This is a genomic window from Tabrizicola fusiformis, assembly GCF_013328815.1.
Lineage (GTDB): Bacteria > Pseudomonadota > Alphaproteobacteria > Rhodobacterales > Rhodobacteraceae > Fuscibacter.
In genome coordinates this window covers 53,803-70,547 of record NZ_JABUHN010000006.1, presented here as the reverse complement: position 1 = coordinate 70,547, position 16,745 = coordinate 53,803, and the positions used below count along the sequence as shown (strand labels likewise).

Annotated in this window: 18 protein-coding genes and 1 other RNA gene; 9 read left to right on the top strand and 10 right to left on the bottom strand. The window is 66.5% G+C overall.

Going from position 1 to position 16,745, the window contains the following annotated elements; translation table 11 throughout:
- Genes HS053_RS10905 through HS053_RS10895 form a run of 3 tightly spaced genes read left to right on the top strand, consistent with a single transcriptional unit; the run spans window position 1 to window position 2,543 of the window.
- Complete coding sequence (locus HS053_RS10905) at window positions 1-945, top strand: alpha-E domain-containing protein (RefSeq protein ID WP_174211278.1); 945 nt, start codon at window positions 1-3, stop codon at window positions 943-945.
- Complete coding sequence (locus HS053_RS10900; RefSeq protein WP_174211277.1) at window positions 945-1,775, top strand: transglutaminase family protein; 831 nt, start codon at window positions 945-947, stop codon at window positions 1,773-1,775. Before HS053_RS10905 ends, HS053_RS10900 begins: the two co-directional genes overlap by 1 nt.
- Window positions 1,776-1,817: 42 nt before the next feature.
- Complete coding sequence (locus HS053_RS10895; RefSeq protein ID WP_174211276.1) at window positions 1,818-2,543, top strand: peptidase; 726 nt, start codon at window positions 1,818-1,820, stop codon at window positions 2,541-2,543.
- Here the strand turns inward: HS053_RS10895 and HS053_RS10890 are convergent.
- From HS053_RS10890 to ssrA, 9 genes are all read right to left on the bottom strand, one after another.
- The gene (locus HS053_RS10890; RefSeq protein WP_174211275.1) at window positions 2,533-2,748 is read right to left on the bottom strand and encodes a ribbon-helix-helix domain-containing protein; all 216 of its coding nucleotides are present in this window, start codon (window positions 2,746-2,748) and stop codon (window positions 2,533-2,535) included. The two genes, HS053_RS10895 and HS053_RS10890, sit on opposite strands and share 11 nt — an antisense overlap.
- A gap of 100 nt (window positions 2,749-2,848) precedes the next feature.
- Window positions 2,849-3,082: an N-(5'-phosphoribosyl)anthranilate isomerase gene (locus HS053_RS10885; protein WP_174211274.1), complete on the bottom strand. Its 234-nt coding sequence runs from the start codon at window positions 3,080-3,082 to the stop codon at window positions 2,849-2,851.
- 48 nt (window positions 3,083-3,130) lie between these two features.
- Window positions 3,131-3,310, bottom strand: coding sequence for a DUF4169 family protein (locus HS053_RS10880; RefSeq protein WP_174211273.1), 180 nt, complete (start codon window positions 3,308-3,310; stop codon window positions 3,131-3,133).
- A gap of 1 nt (window position 3,311) precedes the next feature.
- On the bottom strand, window positions 3,312-4,706 hold the full coding sequence (fumC, locus tag HS053_RS10875) for a class II fumarate hydratase (RefSeq protein ID WP_174211272.1): 1,395 nt from the start codon (window positions 4,704-4,706) through the stop codon (window positions 3,312-3,314).
- Between the two features lie 98 nt (window positions 4,707-4,804).
- On the bottom strand, window positions 4,805-5,362 hold the full coding sequence (locus HS053_RS10870) for a class I SAM-dependent methyltransferase (protein WP_174211271.1): 558 nt from the start codon (window positions 5,360-5,362) through the stop codon (window positions 4,805-4,807).
- Between the two features lie 27 nt (window positions 5,363-5,389).
- Window positions 5,390-5,851 (bottom strand): SspB family protein, encoded by a 462-nt coding sequence (locus tag HS053_RS10865; RefSeq protein WP_174211270.1) that lies wholly within the window; start codon window positions 5,849-5,851, stop codon window positions 5,390-5,392.
- A gap of 246 nt (window positions 5,852-6,097) precedes the next feature.
- A complete protein-coding gene (chrA, locus tag HS053_RS10860) occupies window positions 6,098-7,354 on the bottom strand; it encodes a chromate efflux transporter (RefSeq protein ID WP_174211269.1) in 1,257 nt (418 codons plus the stop codon).
- Entirely contained in the window at window positions 7,351-8,142 is a 792-nt protein-coding gene (locus HS053_RS10855; RefSeq protein WP_174211268.1) for a chromate resistance protein ChrB domain-containing protein, read from the bottom strand. Before HS053_RS10855 ends, chrA begins: the two co-directional genes overlap by 4 nt.
- Before the next feature lie 255 nt (window positions 8,143-8,397).
- Window positions 8,398-8,750: a transfer-messenger RNA gene (ssrA, locus tag HS053_RS10850) on the bottom strand.
- 66 nt (window positions 8,751-8,816) lie between these two features.
- Here ssrA and HS053_RS10845 point away from each other — a divergent pair.
- Window positions 8,817-9,704 (top strand): aldo/keto reductase, encoded by an 888-nt coding sequence (locus HS053_RS10845; protein WP_174211267.1) that lies wholly within the window; start codon window positions 8,817-8,819, stop codon window positions 9,702-9,704.
- A gap of 106 nt (window positions 9,705-9,810) precedes the next feature.
- On the opposite strand, the gene HS053_RS10840 is transcribed toward HS053_RS10845, so the two are convergent.
- Window positions 9,811-10,866 carry an extracellular solute-binding protein gene (locus HS053_RS10840; protein ID WP_174211266.1) on the bottom strand — a complete coding sequence of 352 codons (1,056 nt, stop codon included), beginning with the start codon at window positions 10,864-10,866 and terminating at the stop codon, window positions 9,811-9,813.
- A gap of 395 nt (window positions 10,867-11,261) precedes the next feature.
- Here HS053_RS10840 and HS053_RS10835 point away from each other — a divergent pair, with 395 nt between their 5' ends.
- Genes HS053_RS10835 through HS053_RS10815 form a run of 5 tightly spaced genes read left to right on the top strand, consistent with a single transcriptional unit; the run spans window position 11,262 to window position 16,745 of the window.
- Entirely contained in the window at window positions 11,262-12,494 is a 1,233-nt protein-coding gene (locus HS053_RS10835; protein WP_174211265.1) for an aminotransferase class V-fold PLP-dependent enzyme, read from the top strand.
- A gap of 58 nt (window positions 12,495-12,552) precedes the next feature.
- Window positions 12,553-13,962 (top strand): cryptochrome/photolyase family protein, encoded by a 1,410-nt coding sequence (locus HS053_RS10830; RefSeq protein ID WP_458358891.1) that lies wholly within the window; start codon window positions 12,553-12,555, stop codon window positions 13,960-13,962.
- A 60-nt stretch (window positions 13,963-14,022) separates the two neighbouring features.
- Window positions 14,023-15,231, top strand: a complete 1,209-nt coding sequence (locus tag HS053_RS10825; protein WP_174211263.1) for an SAM-dependent methyltransferase — start codon at window positions 14,023-14,025, stop codon at window positions 15,229-15,231.
- A 9-nt stretch (window positions 15,232-15,240) separates the two neighbouring features.
- Entirely contained in the window at window positions 15,241-15,681 is a 441-nt protein-coding gene (locus HS053_RS10820; protein ID WP_174211262.1) for a TrgA family protein, read from the top strand.
- Window positions 15,678-16,745 carry an NUDIX domain-containing protein gene (locus HS053_RS10815; protein WP_277817057.1) on the top strand — a complete coding sequence of 356 codons (1,068 nt, stop codon included), beginning with the start codon at window positions 15,678-15,680 and terminating at the stop codon, window positions 16,743-16,745. Before HS053_RS10820 ends, HS053_RS10815 begins: the two co-directional genes overlap by 4 nt.

The following is a 16,745-nucleotide window of genomic DNA, read 5'->3' as shown; positions in this document are numbered from 1 at the left end:
ATGCTTTCAAGAACCGCCGACAACCTTTACTGGATCGCCCGCTATATGGAGCGGGCCGAAACTGCCGCCCGTCTTCTGGAAGTGGGCGCGCGGATTTCGCTTCTGCCCTCCGCCTCGGGCTATCGCAGCGACTGGGACAGCCTGTTGCGCGCTTCGGGCAACGGGGCGGGCTATACCGAGAAATATGGCGTGCCCGATCAGAAGAACATCGAAAGCTGGTTCTTCTTTGATCGCGACAATCCCAATTCGGTCGCCTCTTGCATCACGGCGGCGCGCGAGAATGGGCGGATCGTGCGGACCGCGCTCACGACACAGGTCTGGGACGCGCTGAACACCGCCTTTCAGGAATTGCGCCAGATCGAGGCGCGGCGCGGCGTGCAGGAACTGTCGCGGCTGACCGATTGGGTGATGCGGCATTCGGCCATGGTGCGCGGCTCGATCGACGCGACGCTGTTGCGCAACGATGGCTATAACTTCTTGAATATCGGCTATTATCTGGAACGCGGTGACAGCACCGCCCGGCTGATGGATGTGAAATACTATGTCCTGTTGCCGCAGGTCGATTTCGTCGGCTCGGGGCTGGACAATGACCAATGGTCGATGCTCTTGCGCGCGCTCGGCTCGCACCGCGCGTTCCATTGGGCCTATGGCGGCGAGATTACCGCGGCCAAGATCGCGCATTTCCTGATCCTGAACCCGCAATCGCCGCGTGCGCTGATCACCTGCGTTGCGGGCATGGCCAACCATATGGGGCGGCTGGCCAAATATTACGGCCGTGAAACCCCGGCACAGGCGGCGGCGCAGGCCCTGCTCTCCGAGATCGAACGCCAGACGGTTGAGACGATTTTCGACGAGGGGCTGCACGAGTTCCTGTTGCGCTTCGTCGGGATCAGCGCCCGGCTGGGCGCGATCATCCATGACAGCTATCTTTCGGGGGACATGTGATGCGCCTTACGGTCGATCACGTCACACGCTACCACTACGACGCGCCGGTGCGCGGCGTGGTGCAAAGCCACCGGCTCACCCCCTCGCGCTTTGACGGCCAGAAGTTGATTTCCTGGGAAGTCACGGTGACCGGCGGCGAAAAGGGCGGCGCCTTCCGCGACGGCGCGGGCGATTGGGTGCAGGCCTGGACGGTGAAAGGCCCGGTGACCGAGATCGAGGTGCGGGTGAAGGGCGAGGTGGAAACCGCCGATCTGGCCGGCATCCTGCGCGGCCACCGTGAAACCGTCCCGCCCGAAGCCTGGTGCCGCGAAACCCCGGCCACCGAAGCCGATGAGGCGCTGCGGGCGCTGGCCGAAAGTGCGCGCCATGACGAGCCTTTGTCCTTTGCACATGCGCTGGCCTTTGCCGTGGCCGGGGCCATCGAATACACCCCCGGCGCCACCCATGAACACACCACCGCCGCCGAGGCGCTGGCCGCCGGGGCCGGGGTCTGTCAGGACCATGCCCATGCGCTGATCGCCTGCGCGCGGACGGTGGGGTTCCCGGCGCGTTATGTCTCGGGCTATCTCTTTGCCGGGGAAGGCGAGACCCCGCATGAGGCCGCCCATGCCTGGGCCGAGCTTTGGGTGCCGGGCTTCGGCTGGATCGGTTTTGATCCCGCCAACCGTTGCTGCCCGGACGAACGCTATATCCGGCTGGGCGCGGGGCTTGACGCGCGCGAGGCAGCGCCGATCCGCGGCATCGCCCGGGGGGCGGCCACCGACAGTGAAAGCCTTGAGGTCGCGGTTTCCGTCGCCCAGCCGGTTGCGGTTCAGTCACAGGCGCAATAGCTTTCCTGCGGGGAAAAACCGTTTGCGAGTCGGGAGGGGTGGATGACCTATTGCGTGGGCCTTCTGTTGAACGAGGGCATGGTGTGTCTGTCCGATACCCGCACCAATGCCGGGCTCGACAATATCGCCACCTATCGCAAGATGTTCCACTTCGTCGATGAAGGTGAGCGGGTCATCACCATCATGACCGCCGGGTCGCTTTCGGTGACGCAGACCACCATCGCCCGGCTGCGCGAGGCGGTGGATGACGCCGATGCGACCGAAGCCACCTCGATCATGAAAGCACCGACGCTGCTCAAGGTCGCTTCGATCATCGGCGAGACGCTGGCGGCGGTGCGGCTGGAGGTGAACGAAAAGCTCTCGGCGGCACAGGCCAGCGCCTCGGCCTCGATGATCATGGCCGGGCAAAGGAAGGGCGGCGCGATGCGGCTGTTCCTGATCTACCCGGAAGGCAATTTCATCGAGGCGACCGAGGACACGCCCTTTCTGCAGATCGGCGAACACAAATACGGCAAGCCGATCCTTGACCGGGTGGTGAAGCCGAACACCTCGCTGGCCGATGCCGAAAAGGCGGTGCTTTTGTCGATGGATTCGACGCTGCGGTCAAACCTGTCGGTGGGGATGCCGCTGGATCTGTGCATCATCGAGCGCGACGCCTGCAAGGTCAGCCGCACAAGGCGGATCGAACCGGGCGATGCCGCCTTCCGCGCCATGTCGGAAGGCTGGTCCAAGGCGCTGCGCGACGGGTTCCTTCAGATCACCCTGTAAGCGATTTCAGCACGAACACCCGGATCGCCGAAGCCAGCCCGACCTCGGCTGCGCGGGACTGGTCGATTTCGGCGGCCAGTGCATTCACGCTCTGCCCGCGTTGAAGTGCCAGCTTGCGGAACGCCTCCCAGAAGGCCGCCTCCATCGAGACGCTGGTGCGATGGCCGCGCAGGGTCAGGGAATGTTTTTCGGGGCGTTCGGACATGGGGGGAGGATAGCCGAGCTTCGGGCAAGAGACAAAATCCTTGGAAGGATTTTGCAAATTTCTTCCAAGAAATTTGCAAGTTTCTTGGAAGAAACTTGTCTCACACGACGATACGGACCGGCTCTGTGTTGCAGAAGATCACGATATGACCGCCGTTTTCCACCGCGCGAAAGCCGCGCCGCTCAATCTCGCGCAGGAAGCGTTCCCGGCCCACCAGCCGCTCCACATCGCTGACGCGGCGGCGGACGATGCCCCCTTCGGCGGCGGTTCGGGCGGTGAATATCTGGGCGATCCAACGGTCGGGCGACAGGTGATCGGGCAGGGGATGCAGCATGGCGGTTACCTCCGCCCCTCAGCCTGGCGCATCCTGGTTGACCAAAGGTTAATCCGTCTCGCGTTTCTTGCCATCCAGATCGCGTGCCGCTTTCGCAACCTGCGCCTGCTGCAATTCCCGCTCGGCCTTGCTGCGGCCGAATTTCACGGCATTCTCGTCACCCTTGGCGCGGGCGGCCTTGCGGGCCGCCTGCTTTTTCACGCTGCGAAGGTTGATCACCTCGGCCATGTCAGCCCTTGGGGCTGATCATGTCTTCGGGACGCACCACGCGGTCGAAGGTTTCGCCATCGACATAGCCCAGCGCAATCGCCTCTTCGCGCAGCGTCGTGCCGTTCTTGTGCGCGGTCTTGGCAACCTTGGTGGCGGCATCATAGCCGATCGTGGGGGCCAGCGCCGTCACCAGCATCAGGCTTTCCTTCATCAGCTTGTCGATCCGCACGGTGTTCGCTTGAGTGCCCACCACCATATTGTCGGTGAACGAGCCCGCCGCATCGCCCAGAAGCTGCATCGACTGCAACACGTTGTAGGACATCATCGGATTGTAGACGTTCAGCTCGAAATGGCCCTGCGATCCGGCAAAGCCCACCGCCGCGTCATTGCCCATGACATGGGCGCAGACCATGGTCAGCGCTTCGGCCTGGGTCGGGTTCACCTTGCCCGGCATGATCGAGGAGCCCGGCTCATTCTCCGGCAGGATCAGTTCGCCCAGACCCGAGCGGGGGCCCGAGCCCAGCAGGCGCAGGTCGTTGGCAATCTTGAAGAGCGCCGCCGCCACGGTCTTCAGCGCGCCCGAGAACATCACCATCGCGTCATGCGCCGCCAGCGCCTCGAACTTGTTCGGGGCGGTGACGAAGGGCAGGCCGGTGATGCCGGCAATCGCCGCCGCCACACGGGTATCCCAGCCGACCCGGGTGTTCAGGCCGGTGCCGACCGCGGTGCCGCCTTGCGCCAGTTCATAGATGTCGGGCAGGCAGGCTTTCACCCGGGCAATGCCCTTGTCCACTTGCGTGGCATAGCCGGAAAACTCCTGCCCCAGCGTCAGGGGCGTGGCATCCTGCGTGTGGGTGCGGCCGATCTTGATGATGTCCTTGAACTCGGCCGATTTGGCCCAAAGCGCGTTCGACAGCTTCGTCAGGCCCGGCAGCAGCACGTCGCGCGCCATCATGCCGATGGCGACATGCATTGCGGTGGGGAAGGTGTCGTTGGACGATTGTCCCATGTTCACATGGTCATTCGGATGCACCGGCTTTTTCGAGCCTTTGACGCCGCCCAGCATCTCGATCGCGCGGTTCGAGATCACCTCGTTCGCATTCATGTTCGATTGCGTGCCCGAGCCGGTCTGCCAGACCACCAGCGGGAAGTTGTCGTCGAACTTGCCGTCGATCACCTCGGTCGCGGCGGCGGCGATGGCATTGCCCAGTTCTGCCGAAATGTCGCCCTGCGCGATGTTCACTTCGGCGCAGGCTTTCTTGATCACCCCCAGCGCGCGGATGATGGCGACGGGCTGCCTTTCCCATCCGATGGGGAAGTTGATGATCGAGCGCTGCGTCTGCGCGCCCCAATACTTGTCGGCGGGAACCTCCAGCGGGCCAAAGCTGTCGGTTTCGGTTCTGGTTGCGGTCATGGCAGGCTCCTGCAAATGCTCGCGTCCCTCTTAGGGGGCACGGGGGCAAAAATCAATTGGCATACCGTCGCATACCGCGCCGCAGGCGCAGCCCGACCTCAGGCCGCGCGGCTGTAGTGATAGACGCGGGCGGGGGGCAGATTGGCCCAGACCCGGCGCCCGGGCCGGATGCGCAGCCTCATGGCAGCGGCCTGTTCGGGCGGAAAGGGCGGGTTCGGCCCATAGGTGAACTGCACATATTCGCCGCCCGGGGCCAGCACGTCGAAGGCGGCGCCGACGATGGCCGCCCGCAGCGCCGGCGGCATCGACAGCAAAGGCAGCCCAGAGACCACCCGCGCCACGCCGGGCAGCACCGTTTGCGAGGCCATCTGCGCCGGTCCATGCACCACTTCGACGCCGGGAAAACGCCGCCGCAGGTGCTGCACGAAATCCTCGTTCATCTCGAACAGCGTCAGGTCGCGCGGCGCCACCCCGGCGGCAAGAATCGCCTCGGTCAGCCGCCCGGTGCCCGGCCCGAATTCCACCACCCGGCCCGAATGCGGGCCAAGCCCCTCGGCCATGGCGCGGGCCAGCCGGGGGGAAGAGGGGGCAATGGCGGAAATCTGCCGGGGATTGTTCAGAAGCTGTCGCAGGAAAAGCTGCGCTTCATTGGTCATCGCGGAACTCCTGCGGCCAGCGGCCCGTCAGCTTTTGCGGAAACGGTCGAGTTGCACGATCTGCGCATCATGCGGCGGCTCGGGCGGATCGTCCTCGGGGTCGGGGTCGTCCTCATCCTCGTCGTCGTCATTCTCGTCATGGGTTTCAAACCGCAGGCCGAATTCGACCGAGGGGTCGATGAAGGTGCGGATGGCGTCGAACGGGATCACCAGAGGTTCGGGCGCATTGCCGAAATTCAGCGTGACGGTAAAGCCTTCGTCGGTGACCACCAGATTTTCGAACCAGTGCTGGATCACCACGGTCATTTCCGAAGGGTAGCGGGCGCGCAGCCAATCGGCGATCTGCACATCGGGATGGGTGGTGTCTAGCGTGATGAAGAAGTGATGGGCGCCGGGCAGTCCGTTCTTCGCAACATCCTCCAGCACGGTCTGGATCAGACCCCGCATCGCGCGGTGCATCAGGGTGCCGTAATCAATCGACTTTGCCATATCCGCCCCTTTCTGCAATGCGGCTAGCATAGGGGATTTGGACCCGAAGGGAAGGGGGCGAGGGGCTTGCGTCAACTTCGGCGGCGGCGGGAGAATGGTGTGGCAACATACTGTTATATAATGATAAAGAGGAATTTCCACGCTGAAAATTCTCCCGGTGCAACCAGATTTTGCCCAAGGCAGGCCCCGCAGAAATGCCTGTCGCGGCCCCGGATTGTCGTCGCATCCGCATTGATTCCCCCGGCCCTAGAGCGTCTGGGCCACCAACGAAACCGCCGCCGAAACCCCCGCCGCCAGGGCCAGCACCCAAGGCAGGCTCCAGTGCCGCCGCAGCAAGAGCCAACCCGCCCCCAGCGCAATCGCCAGGGGCAAAAGCCGCAGGCTCCCCGGCTCGGGCACCAGCAGCGACAGCGGGCCGGCCTCGAACCGCCATGTGACCGAGAACAGCACATGCAGCGCGAACCACAGCGACAGATGTGCGATCACCCCCACCACGGCGGCGGTGATGGCGGCAAGCGCGCCCGACAGGCGGGGTGCCGCCGTCAGCCGGGCAATCCAGGGCGCCCCGGCAAAGATCCACAGGAAACAGGGGGCAAAGGTCATCCACAGCGCCACCACCGCCCCGGCCAGCCCCGCCGCCATGCCCCTGGTCTTGAAGGCCGCCAGAAAACCCACGAATTCGGTGACCAGAATAAGCGGCCCCGGCGTGGTTTCGGCCAGACCCAGCCCGTCCATCATCTGGGTCAGCGTCAGCCATCCTTTGGCCTGCACCACGTCCTGCGCCATCCAGGCCAGAACCGCATAGGCGCCGCCAAAGGTCAGCAGGGCCAGCTTGGAGAAGAAAAGCCCGATCTCGGCCAGTATCCCGCCCTGAACCAGCAGCAAGCCCAGCGGGATCAGCCAGACAGCCCCCCAGACCACCAATGCCCGCAGAGAGGCCCGCCAGGGCGCCGGTCCGCTTGGCGCAACCGTCGCGCCGCGCGCCGTGGCAAGACCCCAAAGCGCCGCCGTCAGGATGATCACCGGAAAGGGCAGGGCAAAGCCCGCCAGCCCCAGAAAGGACAAGAGGGCAATCACCCGTGCCTGCCGCGATTTCAGTGCCCGCTTCGAGACGCGCAACAGCGCCTCGACCACCACGGCGATCACCGCCGCCTGCACCCCGGCAAAAAGCGCGGCGACAAGGGGCACCGTGCCGAAGGCGGCATAGATGGCCGCCAGCGCCCCCACGATCAGCGCCCCGGGCAGCACGAACAGCCCGCCCGCAATCAGCCCGCCGCGCCAGCCATGGCTGCGCCAGCCGATCCAGGTGGCAAGCTGCATCGCCTCGGGCCCGGGCAACAACATGCAGAACGAGAGGGCCGAGAGATAGTCGCGCTCCTCCACCCAGCCGCGTTCGTCCACGATCTCGCGGTGCATCATGGCGATCTGGGCTGCGGGGCCGCCAAAGGACATCAGCCCGATGCGGGCAAAGCAGCGGGTCAGTTCGGAAAGGGTCGGGCTCATGCGCGGCGCCCCGCGGGCCAGTCATGCCCCTCGTCAAACCCGTCGCGCGCCCAGCGATAGAGCGCGTCATACATCGCCATTCCCGCTTCAAGCTGTTGCAGGTCGTCACGGTATTGCCGCGACAGGCCGACCGACAGGGCCAGCAACCCCGCCGCCTGTGGCGACAGGTCGTGGCGGTCGGTGTCGGCGGCGCGGACAACCAGCGCAAGACGCTCCAGCGCCGGGGTGGCAAGCCCGAAATCTTCGATCAGCGCGTCAAAGCTGCACCGCTCGCCCCGATGGCTGTAGGTCACACCCTCGATGTCGAACGGGGTGGCGGCAAAGCGGTCTGCCACGGCGGGCACCTCGGACGGGGCGACGAACAGAAAGCGGGCCGCAGGGTTGATGAAGCGGCGGATCAGCCAGGGGCAGGCGATGCGGTCGATCTTGGGGCGGTGCCGGGTGACCCAGAGCGCGGTCTGCGGCAGAAGGGCGGCGGGGATCAGCGGCAGGCCCGCGGCGCGCCAACCCTCTTGCCCGCCCTCCAGCACCTCGGCCGGAGTGCCGTGGGCGCGCAAGAGGGCGGCGGCCCCTTCGGACAGTTTGGCGCCCCGGGCGCAGATCACCACCGCCGGGCGCCCGGCGGCAAGGCGGGCCACCTCCTGCGCCGGGCAGGCCACGGCGGTGGGCAGCAGGAACGGGTCGGCGGCGGCGTCTTCGGCCAGCCGCACGTCGATCAGCAGGGGGGCGTCTGGCGTGCCGATCAGGCGCGCGAGTTGGGCGGCGGAAATGCTGTTGGGTCCGGGCATCAGGGCATCCGATCAGGTTGAGGGGATGCAATGCTTTCGGCTGGCGCCTCACGAGGCGCACGCGGGCCCCATGGCGGGAGTATGCCGCAACCCGGGGCGCGGGGGCAACCCCGGTCTTTGGCGCGGGATGGGCAGATTGCCCATCCTACGCAGAACTCCCCGTAGGATGGGCAATCTGCCCATCTTCGCAACCCGCTGCCAAATGTAGGATGGGCAATCTGCCCATCCCGCCGCGTGGGACGCAAGAAAAGGGAAGGTGCAGGTTTCTGTTGCCAGGTACCTGCGAACCCCGCCTTACGCGGCTAAGCGCAAGGGCTTAAGTTTCGGCGTTCGAGCTGCTTACGCAGCCAGAGCCACCGGAGCGCGGTTGTCATTGGCAACTACACTTGTGGTCCGATAACGGTGGTGCCTACCGGGTGAAAGCTGGCCTCTTTAGACGTTCGTCGATCCTGTTTCGGCCCCTCGCCCCCGCAATGCCGGGTGTGATGGTGGAGCCGCCGGGTACCGCCCCCGGGTCCGAGCCGTTTATTACAGGTGCGTTTATCACCATAGTCCGGGTTGCCCCGGACAGGGCGAATATAGGCGGCGCGCGCAGGGGCTGCAAGGGCCGTTCGGACCCTTTGCGGTGCGGGGCAGACCGGGTAGCAAGGCGGTATCAGAGGGAGGGCAGGCAGATGGAACGGGTGGAAATCGCAGGCGGGGTCACGCTGTCGCGGCTGGTCTATGGGCTTTGGCGGCTGGGTGAGGATGCCGATACCACGGCGGGCCATATCCGGGCCAAGGTGGCGGCCTGTCTCGATCAGGGCATCACCACAATGGACCATGCCGACATCTATGGCGGTTATGCCGGCGAGGCTTTGTTCGGGGCCGCGCTGCGCGGATCGGGTCTGCGCCAGCGGATCGAGATTGTCACCAAATGCGGCATCGTGGCGCCGATGGGGGAATATGCCCATGTGCCGGTGAAGCACTACGATACTTCGGCGCGGCATGTGACCGCTTCGGTCGAGCGGTCGCTGCGGGCGCTGGGAACCGAGTGGATCGACCTCTTGCTGATCCACCGGCCCGATCCGTTCATGGATTTCGCCGAAACGGGGGCGGCGCTGGACGGGCTGGTGGCTTCGGGCAAGGTGCGGGCGGTGGGGGTGTCGAACTTTCGCCCCTGGGATGTCGCGGCCTTGCAGGCGACGATGGCGAACCGGCTGGCCACCAACCAGATCGAGCTGGGTCTGCACGCGCTGGAGCCTTTCACCAATGGCGATCTGACCGAGATGCAGCGTCTTGGCCTGCCGCCGATGGCCTGGTCGCCCTTGGGCGGCGGGCGGCTGATGACCGATACCGGGCCATTGGGCAGCCTGATGGACCGGATGGCGGCCGAGGCCGGGGTGGACCGGGCGGCGCTGGCGGTGGGCTGGCTTCTGGCGCATCCGGCGCGGGTGCTGCCGGTTCTGGGCACCAACAGCCTGCCGCGCATCGCCCGGCTGGCGGAGGCGCGGCGCGCGGTGCCGGGGCGGGTGGATTGGTTCCGGCTGTATCAGGCGGCGCTGGGGCGCGAAGTGGCCTGATCGGGGGGCGTGAGTCGGGGGACAGAGTCGGGGTGAACCCCGACCTACGGGTGAAACGAAACCGCCCGGAGCTTGGCTCCGGGCGGGGTCGGCTTTCTGGACGGGATCAGAAGCCCGACTTGATCAGCTCGAACTCTTCCAGCATCCGCTGGCGCAGGCCCTGATCCAGCGGCACCTGGGCAAGCTGGATGCCGTCCACCGGGGTCATTTCCGCCCGCGCCAGATCCTCGGGGCTGATGGTGGCCAGGGCGGCGCCGTTGGTGGTGGCATAGCCGATATTGTCCAGCAGCGGCTTGGCCGACCCTTCCGACAGGAAGGCGTTCACATAATCATAGGCTTTCTCTTCGCTGCCCGGCCCGTCCTTCATGTTGATATAGCCGCAGAAGAAGGTCGAGGCGCCTTCCTTGGCCTGCCGCTGGAAGCCGATGGGGAAGTCTTCGCCCTTCAGCAGCATGACGGTATCGTTCCAGGTCCAGGACACCAGAACCTCGCCCGTGGTCATCAGCGCGGCCAGTTCGGCCGGGTCCGACCAATAGACGCGCACATTGGCATGGGCCTCGCGCAGCCAGGCGGCGGCGGCGGCGAATTGTGCGTCATCGACCTTGGTCCAGTCCGAAACGCCGGTGGCCAGCAGGGCCAACGCCCAGACGTCATCGGTGTTGTCGGGCAGTGCGATGCGGCCAGCATATTTCGGATTGCGGAACACCTCCAGCGAGGCGACATCCTCGGCCGGGACTTCCTTGGTGTTGTAACCGATGGCGGTATAGCCGTAGTCGATCGGCAGGAACCACAGCCCGCCGTCATCCTTGATCACCGGCGAGGCGGTGAAGGCAGGGTCCATGCTGGCAAAGGCCGGGATTTTCGAGGTGTCCCAGGGTTCGATCAGCCCGGCATCACGGTATTTGCCCACCATCTGCGAGCAGGGCTGCGTCAGGTCCACCTTGAAGCCGGTGGTCAGCTTCTGGAACGCCTCGTCATCGTCGCCGAAGAAGGCGAAGGTCGGCTTGTCGCCGTATTTGTCGATATAGGGCTGATAAAACTCGGGCAGACCGAAGCCCGCCCAGTCAAAGACAGTCAGTTCGGCATCGTCGGCGCGCGCGGCGGCGGACGACAGGGCCAGGGCGGTGGCGGCGCTGGCAAGCAAAAGGCCGGTGCGGATCATAGGGGCTCCTGTTGCAGATGGGCCGGGCCGCGGGGTGGCGGCGCCGGTCGGATAGGGCCGCCTTGGCGGCGGTCCCCGGTTGATGGACGTGAGTTTGGCGATTGTCGGCCCGGATGCAAGGGGTTGCTGCATGTTCTTGCGGCAGAAACGGGTGCAAAGGCGGGCATTCGCCTGTGATTGCGGCAGGGGAGGGTCTTTACAAATCCGCAAAGGCCCGGCTAGGTTTCCGGCGATGCCTGTGGTCCCGCTTGCGGGGCCTTGGCCTCTGCCGCCGGGCTTGCCCTGCGGCTGGCTGGAAGACCTGCCACGATCCGGGCGCGATCCGTGGTGACATCCTCATGGCAGCCGCCAGCCCCCCGGGTCGTCCGCAACCTGAACCCTGAGGACCGATCCTTATGACCACGCTTGACCTGAACTTCGTGCGCGCCCAGTTTCCGGCCTTTGCCTCGCCGGTGCTGTCTTCCCATGCTTTTTTCGAGAATGCCGGCGGCAGCTTTCCCTGTCGTCCTGTGGTCGAGCGGCTGACCCGCTTTTACACCGACCGCAAGGTGCAGCCCTATGCCCCCTATCCGGGCGCGCAGGCCGGCGGTGCCGAGATGGACGAAGCGCGGACCCGGCTGGCGGCCCTGATGGGCGTGGCGCGCGAAGAGGTCAGCTTTGGCCCCTCGACCAGTGCGAACACCTTCGTTTTGGCCAATTCGGTGCGGATATGGCTGCGCGATGCGGGGGCGGCGATCGTGGTGACCGATCAGGACCACGAGGCGAATTCCGGCGTCTGGCGCCGTCTGGCCGATGAAGGCGTCGAGGTCCGTGAATGGAAGATCGACCCGCAGACCGGCCTTCTGGACCTTGCCGGGCTCAAGGCGCTGCTGGCTGATGGCAAGGTGCGGCTGGTGGCCTTTCCGCATTGCTCGAACGTGGTGGCCGCATTGAATCCGGTGGCCGAGATTTGCGCGCTGGCGCGGGCGGCGGGCGCGCGGACGGTGGTGGACGGTGTCAGCTATGCGCCGCACGGGCTGCCGGATGTGCCGGAGCTGGGCTGCGATGTTTACCTCTTTTCGGCCTACAAGACCTATGGCCCGCATCAGGGCATCATGGTGATCGGGGCGGAGTTTGGCGCCGAACTGCCGGCGCAGGGCCATTGGTTCAACGCGGGCAGCCTTTACAAGCGGTTCACCCCCGCCGGGCCGGACCATGCCCAGATCGCCGCCTGCGCCGGGATGGCCGATTACATCGACAGCCTGCATGACCATCATTTCGGCGCCGAAGCTTCGGCGCGCAGCCGCAATAACCGGGTGCATGGACTGATGCGGGCGGCGGAAGTGGCCAGGGTGGCGCCGCTGCTGGATTATCTTGCGGCGCGCAATGACCTGCGGCTAATCGGGCCGCGTGCGCCCGAGGATCGCGCCCCGACGGTGGCCGTGGCGCTGGACCGCGCCGCCGAGCCGGTCTCCGAGGCGCTGGGGCGCGAGGGGATCGCCTGCTGGGGGGGCGACTTCTATGCGGTGCGGCCGCTGACGGCGATGGGGGTGGACCTTGACAAGGGTGTGCTTCGGATGAGCCTGACGCATTACACCAGCGCCGAAGATGTGGCGCGGCTGATCGCGGCGCTGGACCGGGTGCTGTAAGCGCGGTCTGAGGTGATCCGGCCGGGCGGGGCGGGCGTAAAGCGAAAAAGGATTGCGCATGACCGCCCCCCTGATCCTGTGGTTTCGCCGCGACCTGCGGCTGGACGATCACCCGATGCTGGCCGCCGCGCTGGCCTCGGGGCGTCCGCTGCTGCCGGTTTTCATCCTTGACCCCGAAACGCGGGCGCTGGGGGCGGCCTCGCTCTTGCGGCTGGAACTGGCGCTGACGGCTTTTGCGGCGCGGCTGGCGGCGGCGGGTAGCCGGTTGATCCTGCGGCAGGGTCCGGCGCTGGCGGTGCTGGAGCGGCTGGTAGAGGAAACGGGGGCGGCAGGCGTCCTCTGGTCGCGCCTTTATGATCCGGTTGCCAAAAGCCGCGATAGCACGGCCAAGGCGGCACTGAAGGCGCGGGGGCTGCGGGCCGAAAGCGCCCCGGGTTTTTTGTTGCACGAGCCTTGGGCGGTGCAGACCGGGCAGGGCGGCCCCTACCGCGTCTTCACCCCGTTCTGGAAGGCGGTGCGCTGGCTGCCGGTGGCCCCGGCCTTGCCGGCGCCGGCCCGGTTGCCCGCGCCGGCCCTCTGGCCCCCCTCTGACAGCCTTGCCGATTGGCGCCTTTCAGCCGCCATGCGGCGCGGGGCGGCGGTGGTGGCCGCGCATCAATCCCCGGGCGAGGCGGCGGCGCTGGCGCGGCTGGCGGATTTCGCCGATGGCCCGATGGGCGCCTATGCCGAGCGCCGCGATTTTCTGGCCGAACCCGCCACGTCGGGCCTGTCCGAGAACTTGACATGGGGCGAAATCTCGCCCCGGCGCATCTGGCATCGCGGTTGGCGCGGCGTGGAAGAGGGCAATGCAGGCGCTGAAACCTTCCTCAAGGAACTGGTCTGGCGCGAATTTGCCTGGCACCTGATGCACCATTATCCGCAGATGGCGACGCAGAACTGGAAGCCCGACTGGGACGCTTTCCCCTGGCGTGGCGACAGTGCCGAGGCCGAACGCTGGCGCCGGGGCCAGACCGGCGAGCCGGTCGTCGATGCCGCCCTGCGCGAGATGTATGTGACGGGCCGGATGCACAACCGGGCGCGGATGATCGCGGCCTCTTACCTGACCAAGCATCTTCTGACCGACTGGCGCGTCGGGCTGCACTGGTTCGCCGAATGCCTGACCGACTGGGACCCGGCGGCCAATGCGATGGGCTGGCAGTGGGTGGCGGGGTCTGGCCCCGATGCCGCGCCGTTCTTCCGCATCTTCAACCCGGCCACGCAGGCCGAGAAATTCGACCCCGAGGCGCGCTATCGCCGCCGCTGGCTGGCGGAACTCACGCGCAAGCCGGGGGAGGAGGCGCTGTCCTACTTCGCGGCGGCACCGTTTTCCTGGCGGCTTGACCCGGCGAGACCCTATCCGATGCCCATGATAGGGCTTTCCGAGGGGCGCGAACGGGCGCTGGCGGCGCTGGCGCAAGGAAAGGCTTGAGCGGCGGGGCGAAGACGTGATTTGATACCGCTATCAAGAACCCTTGGGGAGGGGGGATGGATGGTGGTTCTGACGGATACCAAGGGTCAGGCGGATCTGCCGCGCTATTTCACTGCCGTTTTCGACATCGCCCGGCGGCTTGAACGCGGGCGGCTGGATTTCGTTCTGCCCGACGGGCGCCGCTTTCGCGCCGAAGGCCGCGCACCGGGGCTGGCGGCCGAACTGGTGGTGCATGACCCGGATGTCTTCTCCCGGCTGATCCGCGAAGGCGATCTGGGCTTTTGCGAAGCCTATCTGGATGGCCAATGGTCCAGTCCCGACCTTCAGGCGTTTCTCGACCTGATGCAGGGTGGCAATGAAGGCGTCTATGACGGCTTTCCGGGGCTTGGCCTTGTGCGGGCATGGGAGCGGCTGCGCTTCTGGCTGCATGGCAACAGCAAACGGCAGGCCCGGCGCAACATTGCGCATCATTATGACCTGGGGAACGATTTCTACCGGCTCTGGCTGGACCGCAGCATGACCTATTCCTCGGCCCTGTTCGACACCGGGCAGGAAAGCCTTGAGGCGGCGCAGCGGCGCAAATACGCCTCGATGGTGGATCAGATGGGCGCGCAGCCGGGGGACCATGTGCTGGAGATCGGCTGCGGCTGGGGCGGGTTCGCCGAATATGCTGCTGCCGAACGCGGCCTGCGGGTGACCGGCCTGACCATCAGCCGCGCCCAGCACGACTATGCCGTGGAGCGGATGGCCAAGGCGGGCCTTGCCGACCGGGTGCAGATCCGCCTGCAAGATTACCGCGACGAAACGGGCCGTTATGACGGCATCGCCAGCATCGAGATGTTCGAGGCGGTGGGCGAACGCTATTGGCCGGTCTATTTCGACCGGCTGCGCGCCTGCCTGAACCCCGGACGCTCGGCCACGATTCAGACCATCACCATCGCCGACAAGCGATTCGAGCTTTACCGCCGGCAGGTGGATTTCATCCAGAAATACATCTTCCCCGGCGGGATGCTGCCCTCGCCCTCCGCACTGCGGGCCGAGATCGCGCGGGCGGGGCTGACCCTGAAAGGTTCGGTCGAATTCGGGCAAAGCTATAGCCTGACGCTGCGGCGCTGGCATGAAACCTTCAACGCCCGCTGGGCCGAGGTCGCGGCACAAGGTTTTGACGAGCGGTTCCGGCGGATGTGGAATTTCTACCTGACCTCTTGTGCGGGCGCCTTTGGCGGCGGAAACTGCGACGTGACGCAGATCACCGTGACCCGCCCATAAGGACGCCCGATGCCCACAGCCTCGAAACTTGCCGCCGCCGTGGCCTTTGCCCTTGTCGCGGCGCTGGCGGCGCATCTCTTCATCCCGGCGCTGCCCGAGGGCACGCAAACCCGCTGGTTCCGCGAAACCTCGGGTTTTGTCGGGCTGATGTGCGGCTGGTGGGTGATGGGCAACCGCACCGGGCGCGGCTATGGCGATGCGGCGGGGTCGGGCATCCTCACTTCGGGGATCATCCTGTTCTGGGTGTTGCTGATCTTCGCCATCGTGGTGATGGTCCGCCGGTCAACCAAGATGCTCTATGACGGGCCGATGGAGGCGGTGCTGGCCGTCTTCCAGTTGATGATGGATTACGGGCGGCTTCTGGTGGAACCGGCAACGCCGGTGGCGCTGGTGGTCGGCGGCATCCTGGGCGGCTGGATCGCCGAATGGGCCGGGCGGCGCTGGTCTTGAGCGCGGTTTTCCTGTGGGGCCAGCTGACCGACCCGGATTTGCGGGCGCTGGTGCTGGGGCAAGAGATTGCAGCAGAGGCGGCGGTGCTGCCGGACCATGCCCTGCGGACCGATGCCGGGGCGGCGCACCTTCTGTCAGAGCCCGGGGCCGAGGCGCCCGGCCTGCTCCTGCGCGACCTTGCGGAGGCGGCTCTGACGCGGCTGGAGTTCTATGCCGCCGCTCTGGGCCTTGCCCCGGCGATGGCCGAATTGCGGGCTGGCGCCCCGCTGCAAGCCCGCCTGCACCTTGGCAAGGCCCCGCCGCAGGGCGCCGAGGCGCGGGCCACCGCAGGCGATATCATGGCGCTTTACGGGGTGAAGCCCGCCGCCGCCGTAGCCGCGCGACTGCCGCAAATGCAGGTGCGCGGCGCGGCCCGCGTCCGCGCGGCGGATGCCGTCCCGGCGGGTCTGCGCCGCCCCGCCGCCCCGGGCGATGTCGCACCTCTGGCCCGGCGCGAGCCCTATGCCTTTTTCTTCGCCGTCGAGGAACATGACCTGCGCTTTCGCCGCTTCGATGGCAGCCTCAGCCCGCAGGTCACCCGCGCCGCCTTTCTCTCGGGCGATGCGGTGACGGTGCTGCCTTATGATCCCACCCGCGACCGGGTTCTGCTGGTCGAACAGTTCCGCGCCGGCCCCTTCGCGCGCGGCGACCGCCAGCCCTGGCAGCTTGAGGCGATTGCCGGACGGATCGACCCCGGCGAAACCCCCGAAGACGCCGCCCGGCGCGAGGCGGTGGAAGAGGCGGGGCTGACCCTTGGCGCCCTCCTGCCAGTGGCGGGTTATTATCCCAGCCCCGGCATCTGCGCCGAATATCTCTATTCCTATGTCGCGCTCTGCGACCTGCCCGATGGCGCCGCCGGTGTTTTCGGTGTCGAGGGCGAAGCCGAGGATATCCGCGGCCACCTGATCGGTTTTGACGATCTGATGACGCTGGTGGCCACGGGCGAAGCGGGCAATGCGCCGCTGCTGCTGACCGCGCTTTGGCTGCAACGCGAACGCCCCCGGCTGCGCCGCGAAACCCCCTGA